This window comes from Actinoplanes sp. NPDC026670 (genome assembly GCF_040638175.1).
GTDB lineage: Bacteria > Actinomycetota > Actinomycetes > Mycobacteriales > Micromonosporaceae > Actinoplanes.
In genome coordinates, this window is the sequence record NZ_JBEZXU010000062.1 from 30,189 (window position 1) to 53,489 (window position 23,301).

The following is a 23,301-nucleotide window of genomic DNA, read 5'->3' on the forward strand; positions in this document are numbered from 1 at the left end:
ACCCGCTAATCGACGCCCAACGCTCGGCTGCTGGGTGGAACGAGGATCAACCCGGCGGTCACGGTCGCGAGAACGAGCAGCGCGACGCCCGCCCAGGTGGTGCCGTACTGCACCAGGAATCCGCCGGTCGCGAGCAGGAACAGCTGCACGACGACGGCGGGCCCGCGGGCCCGGACGGCGCGGCGCCCGAGGGCACGCGCGATCAGGAAGACCGAGGCCGCGGCGAGGGCGGCCATCACGGTGAGCGACGCGGCGACCGCGATGACGATTTCGTCGCGGGTCAGATCGAGGACGATGAGGTACGCGGTGAGCGCGCTCAGCCCGACGCCTTGCAGGTAGAGGAGCCGGACCCCCCATTCGAGGGCGACGGCGCGGGTGGTCGCGGGTTTCTCACCTGTCACTGCTGCACCATACCGACAGTGCTCCGGCGCTCCGGCGGGTACAGTCCGCGCATGCGCGCACTGCTGGTGGTGAACCCCCGGGCGACGACCACCACGGAGCGGAGCCGCGACGTGCTGGTGCGCGCGCTGAGCAGTGCCGTGGAACTTTCGGTGGCCTACACGGAGCGGCGCGGCCACGCGACGAGGCTGGCCCGGGACGCGGCGGAGAGCGGCGTCGACGTGGTGGTGACGCTGGGTGGTGACGGCACCGTGAACGAGGCAGTGAACGGCCTGTTGACCGCGCCGGCTGCGCTCGCCGATCTGCCGGGCCCGATCGCGGACCGTCTTCCGGCGCTGGCTGTGGTTCCGGGCGGTTCGACGAACGTGTTCGCCCGCGCGCTCGGCATGCCCGGGGACTGGGCGGACGGGACGAGCGTGATCCTGGACGGGTTGCGCGACGGCCGGCACCGGGTGATCGGGCTGGGCCGGGCCGACGACCGCTATTTCACGTTCACCGCCGGCATCGGCTGGGATGCCGCGACGATCCGCCGGGTGGAGCAGGCCCGGATGCGGGGGCGCACGTCGACGCCGGCGCTCTACATGCGTTCGACGGTGAGCCAGTTCTTCCTCGGCATGGATCGGGCTGATCCGCCGTTGACCCTGGAGCGGCCGGGTGAGACTCCGGCCACGGAACTGAGCACGGTCATCGTGCAGAACACCGCGCCCTGGACGTACGTCGGTGACCGTCCTGTCCATTTAAATCCGGACGCCTCGTTCGATCTCGGGCTCGATGTGGCGGCCCTGCGACGTCTGACGATCCCGGGCAGTGCGCGCACGGTGACCCAACTCGCCTGGCGGGCGCGTGATCCGCGAGGTAAACAGGTGTTGCGTCTGCATGACATCACCGAGTTCACCGTGGTGGCGTCCCGGCCCCAGGCATTCCAGCTGGACGGTGACTACCTAGGGGAACGGCAGAAGGTGCACTTCGTGTCCGTTCCATCTGCGCTACGTGTGATCTGCTGACTCCGGGGTACGTGTTCCGGACACGTGCTCACGATCCGTTACAGAAACACGGGCAAAAGGTCTGCGAAACGGCCGGGACCGTACTACATTGATGGGAGCGTTCGTCAACCGGCTCTGGCAGTAGCGGCGGAACCGGACATATGGGTGCGTGAGCCAGCTCACCCACCGGGAGAAACTTCCGGCGCTACCCTTGACATCGCGTGAGTTCGTGAAAGCATTCACAAGCGATAAGAAGTAACCGGTTGCCGCATGTGCGCGTTCCTAATCAAGAAGCGCAGAACGGTACCGACAACAAAAGCTTGCTGACGCATCGGTGAGCGTACGGGCACAAGCCGTCGCCAACCACTGCGCTCGCATATAGGTAAACAGCACTGTTTTCATTACCCCATCCGAAACAAGGAGTTTGCCGCCATGGACTGGCGTCACGATGCGATCTGCCGCGACGAGGACCCCGAGCTGTTCTTCCCGATCGGGACGAGTGGACCGGCGCTCCTGCAGGTCGAGCAGGCCAAGGCCGTGTGCCGGCGGTGCCCGGTGACCGAGGAATGCCTCTCGTGGGCACTCGAGTCTGGACAGGACGCCGGCGTATGGGGCGGGATGAGCGAAGATGAACGGCGCGCGGTCAAGCGTCGTGGCGGCCTTCGGGTCGGAGCTCCCACCGCCTGAAATCAATCCCCCACACAGCATTCGCGCCCCGGGCCTTCGGCACCGGGGCGTCTTGCTGTTTCGAAGTCCTCACAGCGCGTGCCACTCCATTGTGCGGTAATTCGATCACGGTACGTTTCCGCGGACCGCGCTTAATGATCTCGAAATGCCGCGCCTGACGCTTTGAGTCGCGACTCCCGCACACTCCGCATAGGACGATCATGAAAGCCCTCGATTCAGCGCCGGATCATTGCATAGCGCAGAGTGATCGTCACCCAGAGCAACGAAGTCAAGAGGATATTGCCAGCCATCTCTCAGAAACCCCGGAGAGCCCCGCTGAGCCGTCCAAGACCGAGCCGGCTCCCACCGCTGTCTCAGCGGCGTGATAACAGCGGTGAGGACCAGCCGGGACGCGCGACACAACGCTGAGGACCAGCCGGGACGCGCGACACAACGCTGAGGACCAGCCGGGACGCGCGACACAACGATGAGGACCAGCCGGGACGCGCGACACGACGATGAGGATCAGCCGGGGACGCCCGGCACGGCGATGCGGGCCGGCTGAGGGTTCAGGCGGCGGTGGCGAGCGAACCGGACAGCGCCGAGTCGACGCGAGCGGCCACCAGCCGTACCAGATCGGGGGTGTCGCCCAAGGGATCGGCGACCGCGACCGCCCCGGCCTCCCGGGCGGCCCGCGCTGACGCGTCATAGAGAAGCCCGGGCGCCAGGAAGTAGGCAGCCATCCCGACCCGCCGCGCACCGGCCGCCTGGAGCCGCCGCACAGCCTCGTCGGCACGCGCCCCCGGCCCCGAGGCATAGGAGACCGCCGACGGCAGCCGCAGGCGCCGTCCCAGGGCCGTGGCAGCGTCCGCGACGGTCTGCCGGGCAGTGTCGTCCCGGGTTCCGGCGGCAGCGAGCACGACGGCGTCGAGGCCGTCCGAAGGCAGCCGGCGGGCGACCGCGGAGAGCAGGAGCGGCGAGGCGGGCCCGAGGACGCCGGTGGCGGTCACCCGGACCGGCAGGGCCGAGGCGTCCCGGATCACCGCGGGCAGATCGACCCGGCCGTGGTAGGCGGCGGTCAGCAGCAGCGGCACCAGAACGGCCCGGGAACCGCCGGGCAGGGCCGCCAGCACGTCCAGCGGCCGCGGCCCGGCGTGGTCCAGGTAGGACGCCCGGACCAGCCATTCGGGCCGGGCCCGGGCGACGGCCCGGGCCAGCGACGAGGTCGACGCGGCAGCCCGGGGGTCACGGCTGCCGTGGGCGACCAGGACGACCGTCAGACGTGCAGACCGCATTCGGTCTTCTCGAACATCGCCCAGCGTCCGGCGCGCGGGTCCTCGCCGGCCTTGGTACGGCGGGTGCACGGCCAGCAGCCGATCGACCCGTAGCCCTTCTTGAACAGCTCGTTGACCGGCACGTTCCACCGGCTGATGTAGGCGTCCACGTCGTCCTGGGTCCAGGCGGCGATCGGGTTGACCTTCACCTTGCCCTTCTTGGCGTCGAACGCGACGACGGGCGTGTTGGCGCGGGTCGGCGACTCGTCGCGGCGCAGGCCGGTGGCCCAGGAGTCGTACTCGGCGAGGGCGCGCTCCAGCGGCTCCACCTTGCGCAGGAAGCAGCACTCGTCGGGGCTGCGGGCGAAGAGGCGGGGGCCGTACTCGCCGTCCTGCTGGCCGACGGTGAGGCGCGGCCGGATCGAGCGGACGTTGACGTTCATCGTGCGGATGACGGTGTCCCGGACCTTGAGGGTCTCCGGGAAGTGCAGGCCGGTGTCGAGGAAGACCACGTCCACACCGGGCGACACCCGGGAGAACAGGTGGGCCACGACGGCGTCGGCCATCGAGCTGGTGACACAGAACCGCTCGCCGAAGGTGTCGGTCGCCCACTTGGCGATCTCCTCGGCGGGCGCACCCTCGAGCCGCTGGGCGGCTTCTTCGGCGAGGGCTTTCAGTTCCGCGGGTTTACGACGTTCGGGATCAGCGCTGACGACGGGCCCGCCCAGGTTGACCAGGCCCAGACCGGAGGCGTTGAGGAGGCTGCTCATTTGCTGCTCACTCCCTTGGACAGAAGGCCGATGAACTTGACGGAGAAGACACGAACACAGGAACGGCACTCCCACGCGCCGTGCGAGGCCTCGTTGGGGCGGAGGTCCTCGTCACCGCAGTAGGGGCAGTACATGGGCGGCTGCCGGGTCTCGCTCATACCGCCACCTCCGCAACGTTGCTCGATGATTCGCGCACGGGCCCGCTCACTTCAAAGACTCTTCATCGGCGCGCAGAACCCAGTTGGCGAAGGTCTCGCCCCCGTCGCGGTCGTCCAGGTAGTTCTGGGCGACGCGTTCCACGTACTCCGGAAGCTCTTCGGCGGTCGTCTTCAGACCGCGGACCTTGCGCCCGAAGCCGGCGGTCTCGCCCTTGGCCATGCCGAGGGCGCCGCCGAGGTGGATCTGGAAGCCCTCGACCTGCTCGCCGTGCGAGTTGAGGACGAGCTGGCCCTTGAGCCCGATGTCGGCGACCTGAGTGCGGGCGCAGGCGTTGGGGCAGCCGTTGATGTGGATCGACAGGTCGCTGTCGAAGCCCTTGAGCCGCTCCTCGAGCCGGGCCACCAGCTCCTCGCCGCGGGCCTTGGTCTCGACGATCGCGAGCTTGCAGTACTCGATGCCGGTGCAGGCCATCGTGCCGCGGCGGAACGCCGACGGCCGGGCCTCCAGCCCGATGGCGCGGAGGCCTTCCACGAGCGGTTCCACCTGGTCGTCGGAGACGTCCAAAACCAGGAGCTTCTGGTACGCCGTGAGCCGCACCCGCTGCGACCCGTGCTTCTCGACGAGATCCGCGAGCTTGGTCAGCTGCTCGCCCGAGGACCGGCCGACGACCGGCGCCGCCCCGATGTAGTTGAGCCCGTCGCGCTGCTTGTGCACGCCGATGTGGTCGATCGGCTTCTCCGGCAGGTCCGGCGACGGCCCGTCGATCAGCGCCCGGCCGAGGTACTCCTTCTCCAGGACCTCGCGGAACTTCTCCGCGCCCCAGTCGGCGAGCAGGAACTTGAGGCGGGCCCGGTGGCGCAGCCGGCGGTAGCCGTAGTCCCGGAAGATCCCGACGACGCCCTCCCAGACGTCCGGGATCTCGGCCAGCGGCACCCACACGCCGAGCCGCTCGGCAAGGCGCGGGTTGGTGGAGAGGCCGCCGCCGACCCACAGGTCGAAGCCGGGGCCGTGGTCGGGGTGCTCGACGCCGACGAACGCGATGTCGTTGGCCTGGTACGGCCCGTCGGGCAGCCAGGAGATGACCGACTTGAACTTGCGCGGCAGGTTCGAGTAGCGCGGGTCGCCGACGTACCGCTTGACGATCTCGTCGATCGCCGGCGTCGCGTCGATCACCTCGTCGACGGAGACCCCGGCGACCGGGCTGCCGAGCACGATGCGCGGGCAGTCGCCGCACGCCTCGGTGGTCTGCAGGCCGACCGATTCGAGGCGGCGCCAGATCTCCGGCATGTCCTCGACCCGGATCCAGTGCATCTGGATGTTCTGCCGGTCGGTGATGTCGGCGCTGTCGCGGGCGAACTCGGTGGCGATCCCGGCGATGACCCGGAGCTGGTCGAGGCTGAGCGCGCCGCCGTCGATCCGGACCCGCAGCATGAAGTACTCGTCTTCGAGCTCCTCCGGCTCCAGCACCGCGGTGCGGCCGCCGTCGATTCCGGCCTTGCGCTGGGTGTAGAGCCCCCACCAGCGGAAACGACCACGCAGGTCGGCCGGGTCGATCGAGGAGAAACCGCGGTGCGCGTAGATGTTCTCGATCCGCGCACGCACGTTGAGGGGGTTGTCGTCCTTCTTGCTGCGCTCGTTCGGGTTGAGCGGCTCGCGGTGTCCGAGCGCCCACTGACCCTCGCCGCGCGCCTTACGGGGGCGGGCGGCCGGCCTTGCAGCGGGAGTGTTGCTGGGCGCCATTTCGGCGATCCTCCGGGTTTTGTGGGCGTACGGTGCCGCCCACGGCCCTGACGGAGGCTCGTGACATCTGTGTCAGGAGTCGGGCCCGGCGGTCGCACACCCGAACGGGAAATCGGGCGTCGTCAGAAAGCCGGACACATCGCGCTGCGGACACGGCCGTAGTCCACGTGGCGGCGGGCCACGAAGCGGCGGTCAACTGCAGCGGTCATGTCGATAAGACTCTCACGCGAACGTAAAGTCGGCTAGAGAGGTCCAGATTCCGGGAGTGTGGTCAACCGCACCGTCGCGCCCACCGGCGTTCGCCCGGGTGTCGCCGGGTTCTCATCCATCGACCATCGCCCGGTAAGGTTCGCTTCGCATTGACCCGGACGCACCCCCGAAAGTCGGAGATGGCTGTTCAAACCGTGAGCGACGACTCGCCGTCCCGGACCCTGGCCGGCCCGGCGCCACGTCGTGTGCCGACCACCGCGACCCTCTGGACGCTGGCCCCGTCGCTGATCCCGGCCCTGCTGATGCTGGTGGTCGGCCGGTTCCGGCTGGGCAACCCGTCACTGGGCTGGGATGAGAACGCGAGCTGGCTGGTCAGCCAGCGGACCCCGGCCCAGATCATCGACCAGGCCGGGCACTTCGACGGCGTGATCGCGCCGTATTACATGTTCCTGCACTACTGGACGGCGCTCTTCGGCGACTCCGAGGTCTCGATGCGGATGCCGTCGCTGATCGCGGTCGCGGTCGGTGTCGGTGTGGCCGGCGAGCTGGGGCGGCGGCTGTTCAACCCGGGTGTCGGCCTGTTCTCGGCGCTGCTGCTGGTGGCGGTCCCGCAGTTGAGCCGCTACGCGCAGGAGGCCCGGGCGTACGGTCTGGCCTTCCTCTTCGCGACCACCGCGACCCTGCTGCTCTACCTGGCGGTGGACCGGCCGCGGCGGAAGCTGCTCTGGTTCTTCTACGGCCTGACCGTGGCGCTGACCGGTCTGGCGCACATCTTCGCGCTGCTGATGCTGGCCGGCCACTTCTACATCGTGGTGTCGCGCTGGTGGCTGAGCCGTGAGAAGGCGCTCTTCGCCTGGTTCCCGGCGGCGATCGTGGCGTTGCTGCCGGTGCTGCCGTTCGTCTACCTGGGCGCCACCCAGCGCGGCGGGCAGCTGGCCTGGATCGCCGAGATGAACCTGGACACCGTGCTGGACGCGCCGGGCGCGATGTTCGGCGTCACCGTCGGCGGCCTGGTGATCATCGGCCTGGCGCTGGCCGCCCGCTGGCCGGACCGGGCGCTGATCCGCGAGCTCGGTGTGCTGGCCGTGATCCCGCCGGTGGCGCTGATCGGCGTCTCGTTCGTCACCGACTCGGTCTGGGTGCCGCGTTACGTGCTGTTCGTCCTGCCGGCGATCACGCTCTGCGCCGCCGCCGCGCTGCACGGCCTGCGGTTCCGGAGCCTGCTGGTGTTCGTCCTGGTCGCCGCGACCGCGGCGCCCGGCCAGCTGGAGCTGCGCGGGCCGGCCACCCACATGGGCGCCGACTTCCGGGCCCTGTCCAAGGTGATCCTGAAACACCAGCAGCCCGGCGACGTGATCGTCTACGCCGCGCTGGGCAACTGGTCGCTGCGCGCCGGCATGGATTACCAGCTACGCGGCAAGACCCGCCCGGCCGACGTCCTGTTGCAGACCCCGTCCGCCGAGATCGGCCAGCTGGCCGCGGTGGAGTGCGCCGACCCGGCCGCGTGCCTGGGCCAGGCGAAGCGGGTCTGGTATTTCCGGCAGTGGAAGACCGGCGAGCCGCTGGACGACGTCGGCCCGATCGGTCTCACGCTGGAGAAGGACTACCGCCAGATCGACATCTTCAAGAAGACCAAGGGCACCCTGGTCCTGCTGGAGCGCCGGCCCGGCTGACGCCTGCCGACCGGCAGCCGCTCGGCTAGCGCTTGCCGAGCGGCACCACCAGGACCGCCTCGGTACCGCCACCGGCCCGGTTGCGCAGCTCGATGCTGCCGCGCAGCTCGCCGGTGGCGAGCGCCCGCACGATCTGCAGGCCGAGCCGGTTGCTGCCCTCGAACTTGAAGCCCTCCGGCAGGCCCTGCCCGTTGTCGGCCACGGTGACGTGCAACTGCTTGCGGAACCGGTGCGCGGAGACGACCACCTCGCCCTCGCCGGTGACCGGGCCGGGCTCGGCGTCCTCGTCCGGCGCCGGGAAGCCGTGTTCGACCGCGTTGATCAGCAACTCGTTCAGGACCATGACGAGCGAGGTGGCGATCTCGGCGGGCAGCACGCCGAAGGTGCCCTCCCGGCGGATCTTCACCGGGGCGCCGGTGGTGGCCACCTCGGTGGCGGCCGACGCGACCCGGTCCACGATGCCGTCGAACTCGACCGCCTCGTCGCTGGACATCGACAGGGTCTCGTGGACCAGGGCGATCGACGCGACCCGGCGCACCGACTCCTCCAGGGCCATCCGGGCCTCCGGGGCGTCCACCCGGCGAGCCTGGAGGCGCAGCAGCGCGGCCACGGTCTGCAGGTTGTTCTTCACCCGGTGGTGGATCTCCCGGATGGTGGCGTCCTTGGTCATCAGGGCCCGCTCCCGGCGGCGCACCTCGGTCACGTCCCGGACCAGGACGAGCGCGCCGATCGGCACACCCGCGGGCAGCAGCGGCAGCGCCCGGGTGAGCACGGTGGCGCCGCGCGCCTCCACCTCCATCCGGGCCGGGAACTCGCCGCGCAGGGACGCCAGGATCCGCTCGGAGGCGTCGTTGCCCTCCAGCGGGTCGCCGGACAGGCGGCTGGACAGTTTGGCGAGCTCCTCGCCGACCAGGTGGGCGTTGAACCCGAGCCGGCGGTAGGCGGACTGCGCGTTCGGGCTGGCGTAGGTGACCTTGCCGGAGGCGTCCAGCCGGATCAGGCCGTCGCCGACCCGCGGCGCCGACGTGATCTCGCCGGGCAGACGCGGCGGCGGGAACGTCCCGTCCGCCACCATCTGCGCCAGGTCGTCGGCCGTGGTCAGGTAGTTGAGCTCCAGCTGGCTGGGGGTGCGCGCGGTGCTCAGGTTGGTGTCGCGGCCGATCACCGCGATCACCTCGCTGAGCGCCTCCTCCAGGTCGGTGGCGTCGCGCAGCCGTACCGGGATGGCCTCGTGGCGGGCGGGGGTGTCGCCGTACCAGACCGGGTCGCCTTCCCGCCAGATGCGCTCCTGCGTGATGGCGACGTCGAGGTGGGCCACCTCCGGCCCGCCGACGATCTTGCCGACCTGGTCGTCCTGGTACGCCGTGGGCGCGGTGGTCGGCCGCACCTGCGCGACGCAGAGGAACTCCCGTGGCCGTCGCGGCTCGCCCTTGATCGGCACCCAGAGCAGCAGGTCCGCGAAGGACAGGTCGGACAGCAGCTGCCAGTCACCGGCGATCCGGTGCAGGTGGTCGATGTCGGCGGAGCTGAGGCTGGTGTGTTCTTCGACTAGATCGCGCAGGGTGGACACCGCCCCAGCCTGCCATGCCCGTGTTTCTAAAGAGTCGTGGTGACCTTCTTGAGCCCGCGCGGCGCATCCGGGTCCTCGCCGCGGGCCAGCGACAGCGCGAGCGCGAGCTGCTGCAACGGCAGGATGTCGAGCAGCGGGGCGTAGCGCTCGTCGACGGACGGGACGGCGAGCCGGCCGGAGGCGCCCTCGACGTCGGCGCCGCCGATGGTCACCACGTCGGCGCGGCGCTCACCGAGCCGGGCCACCACGTCACGCATCGACTGTCCGCCGGGGCCGTCGCCGACCACGGCCAGCACCGGGATGTCGTGATCGGCCATGGCGAGCGGGCCGTGCAGCAGGTCGGCGCCGGAGAACGCGAGCGCCGGCAGGTAGGAGGTCTCCATGAGCTTGAGGGCGGTCTCGCGGGCGGTCGGGTAGGCGTAGCCGCGTCCGGTGGCGACGAGGCTGGCCGCGAACCGGTAGCGCTGGGCCAGCTCGGTGGCGGTGCCGTCGGCGAGCACGTCGGCGGCGAGCTGCGGCAGCTTCTCCAGCGCGGCGCGCTCCTCGGCGGGCAGGTGGCCGTCGCCGGAGCGGATGCCCTCGATCAGCATCAGCAGGGCGAGCAGTTCGGCGGTGTACGTCTTGGTCGCCGCGACCGCACGCTCGTGCCCGGCCACCACGTCGATGGACAGCTCGGCCGCCTTGGCCAGCGGCGAGTCGGGGTTGTTGGTGACGGCCAGGGTCAGCGCGCCGGTCTCCCGGGCGACGCTGAGCACGCCGGTCAGGTCGGGCGAGCCGCCGCTCTGGCTGACCCCGATGACCAGGGTGCCGGTGAGGTCGGGCCGGGCCCCGTAGAGCGTGATCGCGCTCGGGGAGGCGCTCGCGACGGGCAGGCCGAGCCGGATCTCGGCCAGGTAGGCGCCGTAGAGGGCGGCGTGGTCGGACGTGCCGCGACCGACGAAGAGAACGCTGCGCGGCGCCCGGCGGGCGACCTCGGCGGCGACCTCGGCGATCGCCGTGGACGGGCCGGTCTCGAGCAGCCGTGCGAAACCGGCGGGTTGTTCCGCGATGTCCTCCGACATCCCCAGGCCTCGCTGTGTCACGTGATCCTCCCCTTCTCGCGCGCCGAATGCGCATTCCGTGCGCAGTCTTGCAAGAACAAGCTTACTTGGTCAAGGTTTCGTGCACGAATGAGCAAACGTGAGGACTGACAATTTGGCCCACTTCCCCTAGGGTCTTCACTCGTGGATTCCCGCCCATCGGCCCGTCGCGACCTCGCGCGCGCACGCGCCGCCCTGGAGGCCGGCGAGACCGGTCCCGCCGCCGGTCATCTCGCCGCGGCGCTGGCCCACACACCCACCCTGCCCGAGATCCACGAGCTGCTCAGCCGCTTGGCGGCGGCGCACGGAGGCGGGCTCGACCTCTTCCCGGGCGAGCCGCACGCCTCGCCCGGCCGGCTCGCCGCCCGCGCACATCTGCTCGCCGCGGCCGGCCGCCCCGAGGAGGGTCTGCCGCTGCTCGCCGCGGCCAGTGGGCACAACCCGGCCCTCGACTGGGCCGGCGTGCCGTGGGTCGCGGAGCCGTCGCTCGGCGCCCGCATCGATCCGGGGCAGCTCGCGCGTACCGTCATGCGGCTGTGCACCGCGGTCGGCGACCCGGCGCCGACCGAGACCGTCGGACCGCTGCGGCCCTATCTGTCGGTGGTCCGGCACGCCGTCACCGCGCACGGTGAGCACGCGATGCTGCTCGGGGCCGGCTCGGCGCTGGCGCGCCGGCTCGGCGAGGTCCGCCTGGCGGTCGATTGGGCCGGCCGCGGGGCACGTGCGCAGCCGTCCAAACTCGGTGAGATCTGGCTGGGGTACGCCCTGCGCAGCGCCGGTCGCATGCCGGAGGCCCTGGCCGCCCTGCGCCGCGCGGTCGCCTACGACCCCGACGACCTCTCGGTCTACGCCGACGTGGCGGCCACCCTGGCCGACCTGGGCCGGCTGGACGAGGCGCTCCGCTGGACCGAGCTGGCCCTGGAACGCGACCCGGCCTTCGACTGCGTGGTGCACACCGCCCACCGTCTGCGGTACCGCGCCGACGGCGACGTCGCGCACCTGGTCGACCTGGCCGACTTCATCCGCGACCACCCGGACGACGCGCACGAGCACACCGACCTCGAGGAGTGCTGCCGGAACACGCCGTGGCTGGGTGGCCTCCCGGCCGGGGCGCCGCTGCCCGCCGGCCGCGCCCCGGTCAACGCGGAGCCGTCCGCGGACGCGCTGCGCCGCCTCCAGCGGGTCGCCGGTCAGACCTGGCCGCACCCGCCCGGCGCCTACGATCGGGCCCTCGGCCTGGTGCTGGTCGAGCCGTGGGAGCTGCTGGCCCTGCTCGCCCATCCGGAGACGGCCCGGCCGGACCAGCAGAACGGCCTGGAGGTGTGGGCCTGCCTCGGGCTGCTGCATCACGGGACCGAGGAGCCGTGGATCGAGTCCAGTCGGCGGCGGCTGCTGCTCGGGCTGCTCGACGGCGACGTGGACCGGGTGACCCAGGCGGCGATGTTCGCGCTGGTCGCCTACGCCTGGGTGGACCCGGAGGCCCGCGAGGACATCGCCACGGTGGTGGCCGGGCGGCTCACCGAGACCGCCTCCGGCCCGGCCGCCCGCGCGGTGGCCGAGCTGGCGCTGGCCGCGCCCGGCCTGGACCGGCCGACCCGGGAGCTGGCCGCGGCCACGCTCCGGGTGCCGGCCGTCCCCCGCCAGCGCGGACGGGGTAGATCACTGCTGCGCTGGCGGCGGGACTGACCTCGGCTAGGAGATCACCGCGATCAGGTCGCCCTCCTGGACCACGTCGCCCTCGTTGACGGCGAGCTCGGACACTGTGCCGTCGCTCTCGGCGATCACCGGAATCTCCATCTTCATCGACTCGAGGATGACCAGCGTGTCCCCCTCGGCGACGGTGGCGCCGGGCGCCGTCACGACCTTCCACACATTGGCCACCATCTCGGCACGGATCTCGTCCGCCATGGTCAGTGCCTCCCTCATCATCAACCGGTGACGCCATCAAACCACGGTTCAGGTGCGGGTGAGTCCTGCCCGGCCCGACGCGCCCATTACGATCGGCAGCGAGTTCTCGCACCACGGACAGGAGTGTCGGCATGGCGAAGAAGGCCCGTAAGAAGAAGGCCCGTAAGAAGAGCAGCGCCAACCACGGCAAGCGCCCCAACAGCTGAAAACGAAAAGGCCCGGCGATCTCGCCGGGCCTTTCGCATCTGATCAGGGCAGGTATTCCCTGGTCTCGGTCTGGACCTCCAGCTGGCCGAGTTTGCTGCGCAGCCGCTCCCGCAGCTCGACCGGCGCCCGCTCGTCTCCGCAGCACCGGCCGACCAGCGCCTTCACCTCGTGCTCGATGCCGAACTCACGCAGGCAGCCGGAGCACTCGTCGAGGTGCTTCTGGATCAGCAGACGCCGTTCCTCGGAGCACTCCAGGTCGAGGTAGAGGTACACCTCGCTGAGGACGATGCTGCAATCGGTGTCGTGCTGCTCGGTCTCGTCGTGGCCCATGTCGTCACGCCCCCTGCGGCTCGGAGGTCGCGGTCCGGGTGATGCCCCGGTCCGCCGCGTACTGCTCCAGGAGCTTGCGCAGGTTACGCCGGCCGCGGTGCAGCCGGGACATGACCGTTCCGATGGGCGTGCCCATGATGTCGGCGATCTCCTTGTACGAGAAACCCTCGACATCAGCGAGGTAGACGGCGAGCCGGAAGTCCTCCGGCAGGGACTGGAGTGCTTCCTTGATGTCGCTGTCCGGAAGCCGGTCCAGCGCCTCGGTCTCGGCCGACCGCAGACCCTGCGACGTGTGCGACTCGCTCGACGCGAGCTGCCAGTCGGTGATCTCCTCGGTCGGCGCCTGCACCGGCTGCCGCTGCTTGCGCCGGTACGAGTTGATGTACGTGTTGGTGAGGATCCGGTAGAGCCAGGCCTTCAGGTTCGTGCCCTGCTCGAACTGGTGGAACGCGGAGAACGCCTTGAGGAACGTCTCCTGCACCAGATCCTCGGCGTCGGCCGGATTGCGTGTCATCCGCAGACCGGCCGCATACAACTGGTCGACGAACGGCAACGCCTCACGCTCGAAGCGCGCCCGGCGCTCGTCCGTTCGTTCCTTCTGGGCCACCCTGGACTCTCCCCTCGACCGCCTCGCCGAGGATACGGGTAGTACTCCGGTAACGCTCTCGAAAACCGCCGGTGTGCTCACGCTCACCGGCTGCGCCACCGGCGTCGTCTCCACCGCGGGCCATTCGGGGGAACCCAGAAGGTCCCGCACCCGGACCGCCTCCCGGCCGTCGCGTTCGACGCTCCCGACACCCACTGGCCAACCCCTTCCGCTGACATCTGTCCAGCTGGATAACGCCTGCGGGCGGTCTGTGCATTCCCTTCACGTTCGTCAGCGGGCCCAGGAATGGCGGCGCAGCCACTCCAGCACGATCGCCACCGAGCCCGGAAGATCCTTTCGCAGATCGTGAACAGCGCCGGGACGGACGGCCACCTCGACCACTCCACCGGGGGACGGCACACCGAACGGATCGCGGTCCCCGTTCACCGCGAGCGTCGGCACCGTCTCCGGCAGCTCGCCGGCCCGGCTCTTCTCCGGCTTGCCCGGCGGATGCAGCGGGAAGGCCAGGGCGAGAACCCCCGCGGCACCCAGCGTGGTCGCGGTCCGGCACGCGACACGCGCGCCACTCGAGCGACCACCGACGATCAACGGCAGCTCTGGTACGCGTAACGCGCCCACAACTGACAGCCAGGCCTCGTCGAGCTGCCCGGCCGGAGCCGGCGCACGCCGGCCGGCCACCCGGTACGGCTGGGTGACCAGGGCGACCCGCACGCCGGCCGCCACCGCCGCGTCATGCACCGCGACCAGGTCGGGCGCATCGACACCGCCCCCGGCGCCGTGACCGAGGACAAGCTGGCCGAGCGCCGGCCCGGACGGGTCGGTGACGGCCGCGGCGGCGGGGCCGCGTGGGGTCTCCAGCGTCAATTCGAAGCGCGACACGCGCTCCGTTCTATCAGCGGCTGACCGGGATCAGGGTCAGGAGACGCCGATCCTCGTCGTCCGGCGAGTCGTCGACCTCCTCGCCGTCCGCCTGGATCCGCTCCCGCCAGGCGACGAGCATGGCCCGCCGCTCGCGTGGCGTGGTCCCGCCCCAGACTCCGTGACAGTCGCCGACCTGCAGCGCCCACGCCAGGCATGGACCCTGCACATCGCAGGTGCCGCAGAGTGCGACGGCTCCGCCGGACGGCTCGTTCGGCGCTGGAAAGAACGTTTCAGGGTCGACCGCGCGGCAGGCGCCTCGTGTGCGCCAGGCCTCGTCTGTACGGCGTTGCGCGATCGCCTCGAGCAGTCGCGGGTCGCGTCGCGCGATAGCCACCTCGTGCGGACGCGGCATGCGTGCTCGTGTCATCAGCCCACCTCCCCCGTGGGACCGGAACTGCATGTGGCGGCCGGGCCGCACCTTACGGTCCAGCACCACTCCGGCGCTGGTTTGTACCGCAAGCTACAAGATCAGAACAAGGGGTCTATCGATCTGGAAACAAACTTGCCAGTCTAGAATTACTACATATCCCGACAAATATTCCCGTTGATCTTTGAGAGTTCAAAAAAGCGTAATGTTCGCGGCCGGCTCGATCAGCTCGGGACCGTTGTTGCGCACATTGCCGACGGCGGCGCCCACCGGACGTACCTCGATGGCCTCCAGATCCCGCTCGGAGAGCGGGCGCAGCAACTCCTCCGCATCGCCGCCACCGGCCAGCCAGTCGGGCCACCTGTCGGCCGGCAGGATCAGCGGCATCCGGTCGTGCACCTTCTTCAGGCCACCCAGCGCCGCCGTGGTGATCACGCTGCACGTGAGCACCGACTCCGGGCCCCAGGCCGACCACAGACCGGCGAAGACCAGCGGCTCGGAGCCCGCCGGGGTCATGTAGAACGCCTGCTTCTCCTTGCCGTCCCGGACCCACTCGAACCAGCCGTCAGCCGGGATCAGGCAGCGCCGCTTCGCGAACGACGACGCGAACGACCGCAACTCGGTGACCGTCTCGGCCCGCGCGTTGATCATCCGGGCGCCGGCCTTGAGGTCCTTGGCCCAGTGCGGCACCAGGCCCCAGCGGGCGGTGTCCAGCACCCGGCCGTCGTGCTCCTTCGAGATGCGCACCAGCGGCACCGGGTCGGTGGGCGCGACGTTCCAGCTGGCGCGCAACGGCTCGGCGACGTCGACGGCCTCGAACAGCTTGCTGAGGTCGGCGTTGCTCTTGGTCGTCGCGTATCGCCCGCACATGAGCAGCAGGCTACGCCGCCCACCGGATACCCGTCCGCCCCGAATCACCCCCCAAGTGGCTGGCGCTGCCCGCCCCGGCCACAAACCGCCGGCCGTCGCTCACAACGGCTTCCGCCACCCCGGAACCGCGTTGAGCGACGGCCGGCGGCCGCCCCAGACCGCCGGCCGTCGCCCACGACGGTCACGGCAGGCCGAAAACAGCGCTGAACGACGGCTGGCCGTCGCTCAGGACGGTCAGGGCTGGCCGAAACAGCGCTGAACGACGGCTAGCCGTCGCTCAGGACGGTCACGGCGGGCCGAAACAGCGCTGAACGACGGCTGGCCGCCTTTCGGGCGGGCGGTGTTCACACCGGCGGGGGTACGGCGCCGGAAATGTCTCGCGGGGCGGGAACGCGGGACGGAAATGTCAGGGGCCGACGGCAGAATGGCGGGCGTGACTGCTGAACTCCGTCCCTGGCTCGCCCCGTCCGCCACCGGCCCGGTCACGGCGACCGTGCGGCTGCCCGGCTCGAAGTCGATGACCGCCCGCGCCCTGATCCTGTCCGCTCTGGCCGACGGCCCCTCGGTGATCGAGGCCCCGCTGCGGGCCCGTGACACCGTGCTGATGGCGGCGGGATTGCGGGCGCTCGGCGTCGAGGTGGACACCTCCGACGACACCCGCTGGGTGGTGACACCGGGTCCGTTGCGTGGCCCGGCCCGGGTCGACGTGGGGCTGGCCGGCACGATCACCAGGTTCCTGCCTCCGGCGGCGGCGCTGGCCGACGGCCCGGTCGAGTTCGACGGCGACCCGCACATGCGGAAACGGCCGCTGCGCCCGATCGTCGAGGCGCTGCGGGCGCTGGGCGTCTCGATCGACGCGTCGCCGATCGACGGCCTGCCGCTGACCGTGCACGGTTCCGGGGTGGTCGCGGGCGGCGAGGCGGTGATCGACGCGTCGGCGTCCAGCCAGTTCGTGTCCGGGCTGCTGCTGTCCGCGGCCCGGTTCGCCAAGGGGCTGACCCTGCGGCACGAGGGCCCGCCGGTGCCGAGCGCCCCGCATCTACGGATGACGACGCACATGCTGCGGGCGGCCGGCGTGACAGTCGACGACAGTGTGGCCGACGTGTGGACCGTCGAGCCGGGCCCGCTGAGCGGCCGGACCTGGACGATCGAGCCCGACCTGTCCGGTGCGGCCCCGTTCTTCGCGGCCGCCGCGGTGACCGGTGGCGCGGTGACTCTGGCGGGCTGGCCGGCCGACAGCTGGCAGCCGGTGGCCCAGGCGGTGGAGATCTTCCGGGCGCTGGGCGCCGAGGTGACCCAGTCGGCCGAGGGGCTGACCGTGCGGGGCACCGGCACGTTGCGCGGCATCACCGCCGACCTGTCCGAGGTGGGCGAGCTCACCCCGGTGGTGTCGGCGCTGGCCGCCCTGGCCGAGGGGCCGTCCGAGCTGCGCGGGGTGGAGCACATCCGGGGTCACGAGACCGACCGGATCACCGCGCTCGCCACCGAGCTGGGCAAGGTCGGGGCGCGGGTGGCCGAGTTCCCGGACGGGTTGCGGATCGAGCCGGGGCCGCTGCGCGGGGCCGATTTCGAGACCTACGCCGACCATCGGATGGCGCATGCCGCGGCAGTGATCGGACTCGCCGTGCCGGGGGTGAACCTCGCCGACGTAGGTTGTACGTCGAAGACGTTGCCCGAGTTCCCCGAACTCTGGGCGGGACTCGTGGCGAGGAGCTGAAGCTGCCAGCGCGTAAGCGGGAGTACGACGAGGACGATGTCCGGATCCGGCCGGGCAGGTCGTCCCGGCCGCGTACCCGGACGCGCCCGAAACACGACGACGCCGTCGACGCCCTGGTGATCACGGTCGACCGTGGGCGGTATGGCTGTGTCCGCGAGGACGGCGGCGGCACCGAGGTGATCACCGCGATGCGGGCCCGGGAGCTGGGCCGCAAGTCGGTGGTGGTGGGCGACCGGGTGGCGCTGGTCGGCGACTCGTCCGGGGCGGCCGGCACGCTGGCCCGGATCGTCCGGATCAGCGAGCGGACGTCGGTGCTGCGCCGCACCGCTGACGACGACGACACCACGCCCGAGGGCCGTCTCGAGCGGGTGGTGGTGGCCAACGCCGACCAGCTGGTGATCGTGAGCGCGCTGTCCGACCCGCCGCCACGGACCGGGTTCATCGACAGGTGCCTGGTGGCGGCGTACGACGCGGACATCGAGCCGCTGCTCTGCCTGACGAAGGCGGATCTGGCCGGCCCGGAGCAGGTGCTGGGCTACTACGCCGAGCTGGATCTGCCGCACGTGCTGGTGCGCCCGGGCAGCGATCTGGACGAGTTGCGCGGCCGTCTGGCGGGCCGGATCTCGGTGCTGGTCGGCCATTCCGGGGTGGGCAAGTCGACGCTGGTGAACCGGCTGGTGCCGGATGCGCTGCGGGCGGTCGGCGCGGTCAGCGCGATCGGCAAGGGCCGGCACACGTCGACCAGCGCGGTGGCGTTGCGGCTGCCGCCGGCCGGGAGGTCGCGCAAGGATCCGGGCTGGATCATCGACACTCCGGGGATCCGGAGTTTCGGGCTGGCCCACGTGAGCGCGGAGAGCCTGTTGCACGGGTTCCCCGACCTGGTCGAGGGCACGCTGGAGGATCAGCCGAACTGCGGGCACACGGCCGCCGACGGCGACTGCCGGCTGGACGCCTGGGTGGCGGAGGGGAAAGCGGACGAGCGCCGTCTGGTGTCGTACCGCCGATTGCTCTCCAGTCGTGCCGGCGAGGGTGACGTGCGGGACAACATCGCGGAGGAAGTCTGAAAGCGGGAAGCGGGGTTGATGGACTAGCTTTCTGGCATGGCCGGATATGCCGATGATCTTGCGCTTGCCCATGTTCTCGCCGACACGGCCGATGCCATCTCGATGGCCCGGTTCCGGGCGCTGGATCTGAAGGTCGAGGAGAAGCCCGACCTGACCCCGGTGTCCGACGCCGACACCGCGGTGGAGAAGGCGATCCGCGCGACCCTGGCCCGGGCGCGGCCACGCGACGGGGTGCTCGGTGAGGAGTTCGGCCGGACCGCCGCGACCGCCGGCCCGGGTAACCGGTATTGGGTGATCGACCCGATCGACGGCACCAAGAATTTCGTCCGGGGCGTGCCGATCTGGGCCACCCTGATCGCGCTGATGGAGGGCGACACCCCGGTGGCCGGGCTGGTCTCCGCGCCGGCGCTGGGCCGCCGCTGGTGGGCCGGGCGCGGGCTGGGCGCGTTCGCCGGGCGCAACCAGCACTCGGCGACCCGGATCAGCGTGTCGTCGGTGCGGAAACTGACCGACGCCAGTTTCTGCTACGCGAGCCTGAACGGCTGGGCCGACAACGGCCGCCTCGACCAGATGATGGACATCCTGCTGGGCGTGTGGCGCAGCCGGGCGTATGGCGACTTCTACGGCTACATGCTGCTGGCCGAGGGCGCACTGGACGCGATGGCCGAGCCGGAGCTGTCGCTGTGGGACATGGCGGCGCTGATCCCGATCGTCACCGAGGCCGGCGGCAAGATCACCGACCTGGACGGGCGGCCGACCGCGGACAAGAGCTCGGTCATCGGCACCAACGGGCTGCTGCACGAGAGCGTGCTGACCGCGCTGGCCCGGCGCGGCTGACAAAGAGCGCGGCCGACAAAGGCCGGTAAAGGCCGGTAAAGGCCGGTAAAGGCCGGTAAAGCTCTGACGAAGCATGACCGCTCCGCTCCGGGGTACCCGGCACCTGCCCGTGTTCCCGAAATGCGCGAGGTCTCCGGGTTATGCACAATGGAGCGATCATGCCTAGCGAGGTTCGTCATCTGGTGGACCGCGGCCAGGCCTACCCCCTGGTCCGGTTGTCCGGGGTGCTCGACGACGCCACCGGCGATCAGGTGCGTTCGGTGCTGCTCGACGTGCTCGCGGCCCAGCCGGAGGCGGTGGTGGTCGACGTCGGCGGGTTGTCGCTCGCCGCGGTGGACGCCGCCGGTGTGCTCCGGGACGTGCTGGCCGACACCCGGGACTGGCCGGGCAGCCGTCTCGTGCTGTGCGGCACGCCCGAGGCTTCCGCCTGCCGGTCCACCGGCTGGCCGGTCCGGCCCGATACGCCTGCTGCTTTCGCCGCCCTCGGCGCGCCGTCCCCGCCGGGTCGCCGGGTCGGGGCCGACCTGGCGCCGGCGGTCGGGGCGGCCCGGCGGGCCCGCGAGGTGATCACCGAGGCGTGCGCGCGGTGGGATCGGCCGGATGTGGTGGGCAACGCGAGCATCGTGGCCACCGAGATGGTCAACAACGTGGTGGCGCACGCCGGCACCTCGATGTGCCTGATGCTTGCCCTGCACGACGACACGGTGAGCGTGGCGGTCCGGGACTTCTCGGCGGCCCCGCCCCGTTTCAGTGGCCCGGTGGCACCGACCTCGTACGGCGGCCGCGGTCTGCTCCTGGTGGACGCGGTCGCGGCCCGCTGGGGTCATCTGCCGCTGACCGACGGAAAGGTCGTCTGGGCGCAGCTGAGCGGTGATCCAGGACCGGCATGACCGGCCCCGCTCAGCGGCCGACCGGCGATCCCGGACCGGCATGACCGGCCCCGCCCAGCGGCCGACCGGCGATCCCGGACCGGCATGACCGGCCCCGCTCGTGGGTAGTCAGCGGGCATGCGAGACAACGACTACCCCGCCGAGGTCACCGATCCGGAGGCGTCCGGCCTGCCGGACACCGCCGATGACGACTCCACCGCGTACGACGAGGTGAACAGTTCCCGATGGGCGGACGGGCCGGATCCGGCCGCGCTCGCCGGGGTGGGCCCGGGCGGGTCGAACCGGTTCGGCGAGACCGCCGAGGAGCAGCTCCAGGGCGAGTCGCTGGACCGGCGGCTGCGGCAGGAGGAGCCGGACTTCGGCGCGGAGCCCGCCGGCGCTTTCGACGAGACGGTCGGCGATTCGCGACAGCGCGAGTTCGACCGGGACGTGTGGGAGCCGGGGCCGACCTCGGATCCGTCGTCGCCGGTGTCGCTCTACGACGACGGTCAGCTCGACGGCGACTCGCCGCGGCCGGTGGGCCGCCTGGTCGCGCCGGACGAGGGTTCGGGCTGGGACGACGAGGCGGAGAGTGTCGCCTACGACGCGGGGGCGTCGGGTGGCGGCGCGAGCGCGGAGGAGCTGGCCATGCACGAGACCAACGCGCCCGACTACCGCTGACCGAACGTCTGGTCACAGTCCCGTAAACACCCTTGCCGGTAGCGCTCCCAACTCAGCAGAGTGCCCACCTGATCTTTTCTGGTGGGGGAGCCATGCGGGGACGGGTTCTGGCCGCGGCCGTGACGGTGCTGCTGGCGACCGGTGTGGCCGGGCACGGCGGCGCGGCCGAGGCGGCCACGGTGACCAGGACCGTGCTCAGCGACGGCTTCTCCGGTGACCGCGGCGACCGCCCGGCCGACGATGTGTGGGCGGTCTCCGGGGGCCGGGACAGCTACGCGGCGCTCGACGGCGAGGGCCGGCTGGCGCTCAACGCGGTGCTGCGCACCGAGAAGACCTTCACGCAGGCGTACGGCCGTGCCGAGGCCCGGATTCAGGCCTGGCGGATGGACGGGGCCTGGCGGGCGCTGAGTGTGCTGGACGCGAACGGCCGGGTGCCGGCCGGGTCACTGGAGACGCTGGCCTCGGACCGGGTCGACGGCGACGACTTCCACACCTACGCGATCGACTGGACCCCGTCGACGCTGACCTGGTCGGTTGACGGGCGCAAGGTGCTCCGGTTCACCCGGGCGGAGCAGGGCACCCCCCTGATGGTCGTCCTGAACCCGGCGTCCGGCGGCTACTACTCGACCGGCATGCTCGTCGACTGGGTGACGGTCCGGACGACGGTGCAGGTCGACGCCCCGAAGTGGAAGGCGTTCACCGACTACGAGCCCGGCCGGTTCGTCGAGTACAAGAAGGTCGTCTACAAGGTCCGGGAGGCGCACACGTCGCTGCCCGGCTGGCAGCCCGACCTCGTGCCGGCGTTGTTCGCGAAAGCCTGAGTCAGCCGCTCAGGGTGTAGGTGTCGCCGTAGACCGACCAGGTCAGCGGGGTGGCCAGGTCGAGGTTGCCGGCGTCCAGCAGGACCCGCTGCGCGGTGTCGACCCGGCTGGTGTCGCTGTGCGCCGCCTCGGTACGCATCTCGGCCGCCCGCGCGTCGAGGAAGGCCGTGAGGTAGGCGATCTCGTCGCCGCCCTGCACGGGTGTCCGCTGGTGGGTCACCACCCGCTCACGGATCGACCGAAGCCCGGAGATGCCGTGCATGACCGCCGCGTCGTAGTAGGCGAACTGGCCGAGCGCGCGCAGCCCGTCGGCTTCGGCCAGGCGCACCGCCGGGGAGAAGTACATCCGGTCCCGGGCGTCCTCCTGGACCTTGCGGAACACCGGGTCGCCGGCCGCCGCCACCCGCCAGGCGTCCGGGAAGCCCGGGTCCAGGCCGTCGTGCGAGTCGGTGCCGTCCACCGCCCGCAGCGCCGGGAGGTAGCCGGCCAGCACGTTGTCCGGTTTGCGGCGGGTGTACTCGGTGACCACGGCGAGCAGGTCCGAGGTGCCGGAGCAGAAGCCGACGATCCCGGCGGTGTAGCCGCGGCCGTCGCGCAGGTCCTCGATGTAGCCGTATTCCGAGCGCCACTCCAGGGTCGAGTTCTCGGCGCTGGAGACCAGCTTGAGCGCGATCTCCTTCTTCGGGCCGGCGGTCAGCCCGGCGGCCACCGGAGGCACCGCCGCGGTCGCCGGTGACGGGAGGGCGGGTGCGGCCCGGCCCGGCCCGTACGCCTGCACGTCCCACAGCGAGTAGCCCTCCGGGGTGCCCCGCTGGGTGGCCAGCACCCGCAGGTGACGGGCCGTTGCGGAGAGGCCGCGGACGTCGTCGACCCCACCGTCGCCGGTGGACGTGCGGTACAGGTCACGCCACGTGGCGCCGTCGTCGGACAGCTGGATGCGGTACGCCTTCGCGTACGCCCTCGCCCAGTGCAACCGCACGCGGCGGATCTCCTGGGCCGTACCCAGATCGATTTGAAGCCATTGGCTGCCGGAGCCGGCCGCACCGCTGGACCACCGCGTCGCGGGATCGGTGTCGGTGATGCCGGCGGCGGGCCAGGCGATGCTCTCGGTGGCCGAGGCGAGGACCGGGCGTTCCCTGGTGATCACCGCGTCGGAGGAGGCGCTGGCCGCCACCGAGATGGCCAGGGGCACGCACAGCACCGCAGCGATCCCGCCGCCCAGCACCACCGATCGCATGGCTCAACGCTAGGCCGGGCGGCCTCAGCGACGCCTGCGGTTCCGGGAAATCAGGAGCACGACGACCACGATGATCGCGATCACACCGAGGCAGCAGACGAGCCCGAAGATGCCGAACACGCCGAAGCCACCGCGCCGGGACCTGGTCGCTGCTTCGACGACCATCTGGGCCGTCCCGTTCGAGGCGGCCCAGGCCTGCGCCGGGACCAGCACGCCGAGAGTCAGGCCGGCCAGGGCCGCGGCGAACCACATTCGAAGTTTTCGAGCCATGTCACCCATGTGCCCCATGCTGACCGATGTACGCAATGGGTAAGCAGCGGTGTACCCGACGGGATGGGAGAG

General features: G+C 71.2%; 24 protein-coding genes. 10 read left to right on the plus strand and 14 right to left on the minus strand.

Annotated features, from left to right (window positions below):
* Positions 1-5: 5 nt before the first annotated feature.
* Complete coding sequence (locus AB0E94_RS40540; RefSeq protein WP_360337571.1) at positions 6-401, minus strand: hypothetical protein; 396 nt, start codon at positions 399-401, stop codon at positions 6-8.
* Positions 402-452: 51 nt separating this feature from the next.
* Here AB0E94_RS40540 and AB0E94_RS40545 point away from each other — a divergent pair, with 51 nt between their 5' ends.
* Entirely contained in the window at positions 453-1,403 is a 951-nt protein-coding gene (locus AB0E94_RS40545; RefSeq protein ID WP_360337574.1) for a diacylglycerol kinase family protein, read from the plus strand.
* A 411-nt stretch (positions 1,404-1,814) separates the two neighbouring features.
* Entirely contained in the window at positions 1,815-2,069 is a 255-nt protein-coding gene (locus AB0E94_RS40550; RefSeq protein ID WP_093619131.1) for a WhiB family transcriptional regulator, read from the plus strand.
* Positions 2,070-2,617: 548 nt separating this feature from the next.
* Here the strand turns inward: AB0E94_RS40550 and AB0E94_RS40555 are convergent.
* From AB0E94_RS40555 to AB0E94_RS40565, 3 genes are all read right to left on the minus strand, one after another.
* Positions 2,618-3,343: a CbiX/SirB N-terminal domain-containing protein gene (locus AB0E94_RS40555; protein ID WP_360337577.1), complete on the minus strand. Its 726-nt coding sequence runs from the start codon at positions 3,341-3,343 to the stop codon at positions 2,618-2,620.
* Positions 3,325-4,092 carry a phosphoadenylyl-sulfate reductase gene (locus AB0E94_RS40560; RefSeq protein ID WP_360337580.1) on the minus strand — a complete coding sequence of 256 codons (768 nt, stop codon included), beginning with the start codon at positions 4,090-4,092 and terminating at the stop codon, positions 3,325-3,327. The genes AB0E94_RS40555 and AB0E94_RS40560 overlap by 19 nt, the downstream gene beginning before the upstream one ends.
* 204 nt (positions 4,093-4,296) lie before the next feature.
* Positions 4,297-5,991 carry a nitrite/sulfite reductase gene (locus AB0E94_RS40565; protein WP_360337583.1) on the minus strand — a complete coding sequence of 565 codons (1,695 nt, stop codon included), beginning with the start codon at positions 5,989-5,991 and terminating at the stop codon, positions 4,297-4,299.
* Between the two features lie 389 nt (positions 5,992-6,380).
* Between AB0E94_RS40565 and AB0E94_RS40570 the strand changes: the two genes are divergently transcribed.
* Positions 6,381-7,874 (plus strand): glycosyltransferase family 39 protein, encoded by a 1,494-nt coding sequence (locus tag AB0E94_RS40570; protein WP_360337586.1) that lies wholly within the window; start codon positions 6,381-6,383, stop codon positions 7,872-7,874.
* Positions 7,875-7,899: 25 nt separating this feature from the next.
* Here the strand turns inward: AB0E94_RS40570 and AB0E94_RS40575 are convergent, their stop codons facing one another.
* The gene (locus AB0E94_RS40575; protein WP_360337589.1) at positions 7,900-9,444 is read right to left on the minus strand and encodes a histidine kinase N-terminal domain-containing protein; all 1,545 of its coding nucleotides are present in this window, start codon (positions 9,442-9,444) and stop codon (positions 7,900-7,902) included.
* A 26-nt stretch (positions 9,445-9,470) separates the two neighbouring features.
* Positions 9,471-10,505: an SIS domain-containing protein gene (locus AB0E94_RS40580; protein ID WP_360337665.1), complete on the minus strand. Its 1,035-nt coding sequence runs from the start codon at positions 10,503-10,505 to the stop codon at positions 9,471-9,473.
* 162 nt (positions 10,506-10,667) lie between these two features.
* Here AB0E94_RS40580 and AB0E94_RS40585 point away from each other — a divergent pair, with 162 nt between their 5' ends.
* On the plus strand, positions 10,668-12,209 hold the full coding sequence (locus AB0E94_RS40585; RefSeq protein ID WP_360337592.1) for a tetratricopeptide repeat protein: 1,542 nt from the start codon (positions 10,668-10,670) through the stop codon (positions 12,207-12,209).
* 6 nt (positions 12,210-12,215) lie between these two features.
* On the opposite strand, the gene AB0E94_RS40590 is transcribed toward AB0E94_RS40585, so the two are convergent.
* The 6 genes from AB0E94_RS40590 to AB0E94_RS40615 all read right to left on the minus strand — a co-directional run bounded on the left by AB0E94_RS40590 (position 12,216) and on the right by AB0E94_RS40615 (position 15,733).
* Complete coding sequence (locus AB0E94_RS40590; RefSeq protein WP_360337668.1) at positions 12,216-12,437, minus strand: biotin/lipoyl-binding carrier protein; 222 nt, start codon at positions 12,435-12,437, stop codon at positions 12,216-12,218.
* A 243-nt stretch (positions 12,438-12,680) separates the two neighbouring features.
* Positions 12,681-12,968 carry a mycothiol system anti-sigma-R factor gene (gene rsrA / locus AB0E94_RS40595; RefSeq protein ID WP_360337595.1) on the minus strand — a complete coding sequence of 96 codons (288 nt, stop codon included), beginning with the start codon at positions 12,966-12,968 and terminating at the stop codon, positions 12,681-12,683.
* A gap of 4 nt (positions 12,969-12,972) precedes the next feature.
* Positions 12,973-13,770 carry a sigma-70 family RNA polymerase sigma factor gene (locus AB0E94_RS40600; protein ID WP_360337598.1) on the minus strand — a complete coding sequence of 266 codons (798 nt, stop codon included), beginning with the start codon at positions 13,768-13,770 and terminating at the stop codon, positions 12,973-12,975.
* A 75-nt stretch (positions 13,771-13,845) separates the two neighbouring features.
* The gene (locus AB0E94_RS40605) at positions 13,846-14,454 is read right to left on the minus strand and encodes an alpha/beta family hydrolase (protein ID WP_360337601.1); all 609 of its coding nucleotides are present in this window, start codon (positions 14,452-14,454) and stop codon (positions 13,846-13,848) included.
* Between the two features lie 13 nt (positions 14,455-14,467).
* Positions 14,468-14,863, minus strand: a complete 396-nt coding sequence (locus AB0E94_RS40610; RefSeq protein ID WP_317790279.1) for a WhiB family transcriptional regulator — start codon at positions 14,861-14,863, stop codon at positions 14,468-14,470.
* Positions 14,864-15,055: 192 nt separating this feature from the next.
* Complete coding sequence (locus AB0E94_RS40615; protein WP_360337605.1) at positions 15,056-15,733, minus strand: SOS response-associated peptidase; 678 nt, start codon at positions 15,731-15,733, stop codon at positions 15,056-15,058.
* A gap of 424 nt (positions 15,734-16,157) precedes the next feature.
* On the opposite strand from AB0E94_RS40615, the gene aroA reads away from it, so the two are divergent.
* The 6 genes from aroA to AB0E94_RS40645 all read left to right on the plus strand — a co-directional run bounded on the left by aroA (position 16,158) and on the right by AB0E94_RS40645 (position 21,722).
* Complete coding sequence (aroA, locus tag AB0E94_RS40620; RefSeq protein ID WP_360337608.1) at positions 16,158-17,450, plus strand: 3-phosphoshikimate 1-carboxyvinyltransferase; 1,293 nt, start codon at positions 16,158-16,160, stop codon at positions 17,448-17,450.
* Between the two features lie 2 nt (positions 17,451-17,452).
* On the plus strand, positions 17,453-18,514 hold the full coding sequence (rsgA, locus tag AB0E94_RS40625; protein WP_360337671.1) for a ribosome small subunit-dependent GTPase A: 1,062 nt from the start codon (positions 17,453-17,455) through the stop codon (positions 18,512-18,514).
* A 36-nt stretch (positions 18,515-18,550) separates the two neighbouring features.
* Positions 18,551-19,351, plus strand: coding sequence for a histidinol-phosphatase (hisN, locus tag AB0E94_RS40630; protein ID WP_360337611.1), 801 nt, complete (start codon positions 18,551-18,553; stop codon positions 19,349-19,351).
* Positions 19,352-19,509: 158 nt separating this feature from the next.
* Entirely contained in the window at positions 19,510-20,241 is a 732-nt protein-coding gene (locus tag AB0E94_RS40635; protein WP_360337614.1) for an anti-anti-sigma factor, read from the plus strand.
* Positions 20,242-20,358: 117 nt separating this feature from the next.
* Positions 20,359-20,901, plus strand: coding sequence for a DUF5709 domain-containing protein (locus AB0E94_RS40640; protein WP_360337617.1), 543 nt, complete (start codon positions 20,359-20,361; stop codon positions 20,899-20,901).
* A 92-nt stretch (positions 20,902-20,993) separates the two neighbouring features.
* The gene (locus tag AB0E94_RS40645; protein WP_360337620.1) at positions 20,994-21,722 is read left to right on the plus strand and encodes a family 16 glycosylhydrolase; all 729 of its coding nucleotides are present in this window, start codon (positions 20,994-20,996) and stop codon (positions 21,720-21,722) included.
* A 1-nt stretch (position 21,723) separates the two neighbouring features.
* Here the strand turns inward: AB0E94_RS40645 and AB0E94_RS40650 are convergent, their stop codons facing one another.
* Both AB0E94_RS40650 and AB0E94_RS40655 read right to left on the minus strand, forming a co-directional pair.
* Complete coding sequence (locus tag AB0E94_RS40650; protein WP_360337623.1) at positions 21,724-22,959, minus strand: chitosanase; 1,236 nt, start codon at positions 22,957-22,959, stop codon at positions 21,724-21,726.
* Positions 22,960-22,983: 24 nt separating this feature from the next.
* Positions 22,984-23,238, minus strand: coding sequence for a hypothetical protein (locus AB0E94_RS40655; protein WP_360337626.1), 255 nt, complete (start codon positions 23,236-23,238; stop codon positions 22,984-22,986).
* Between the last annotated feature and the right edge of the window lie 63 nt (positions 23,239-23,301).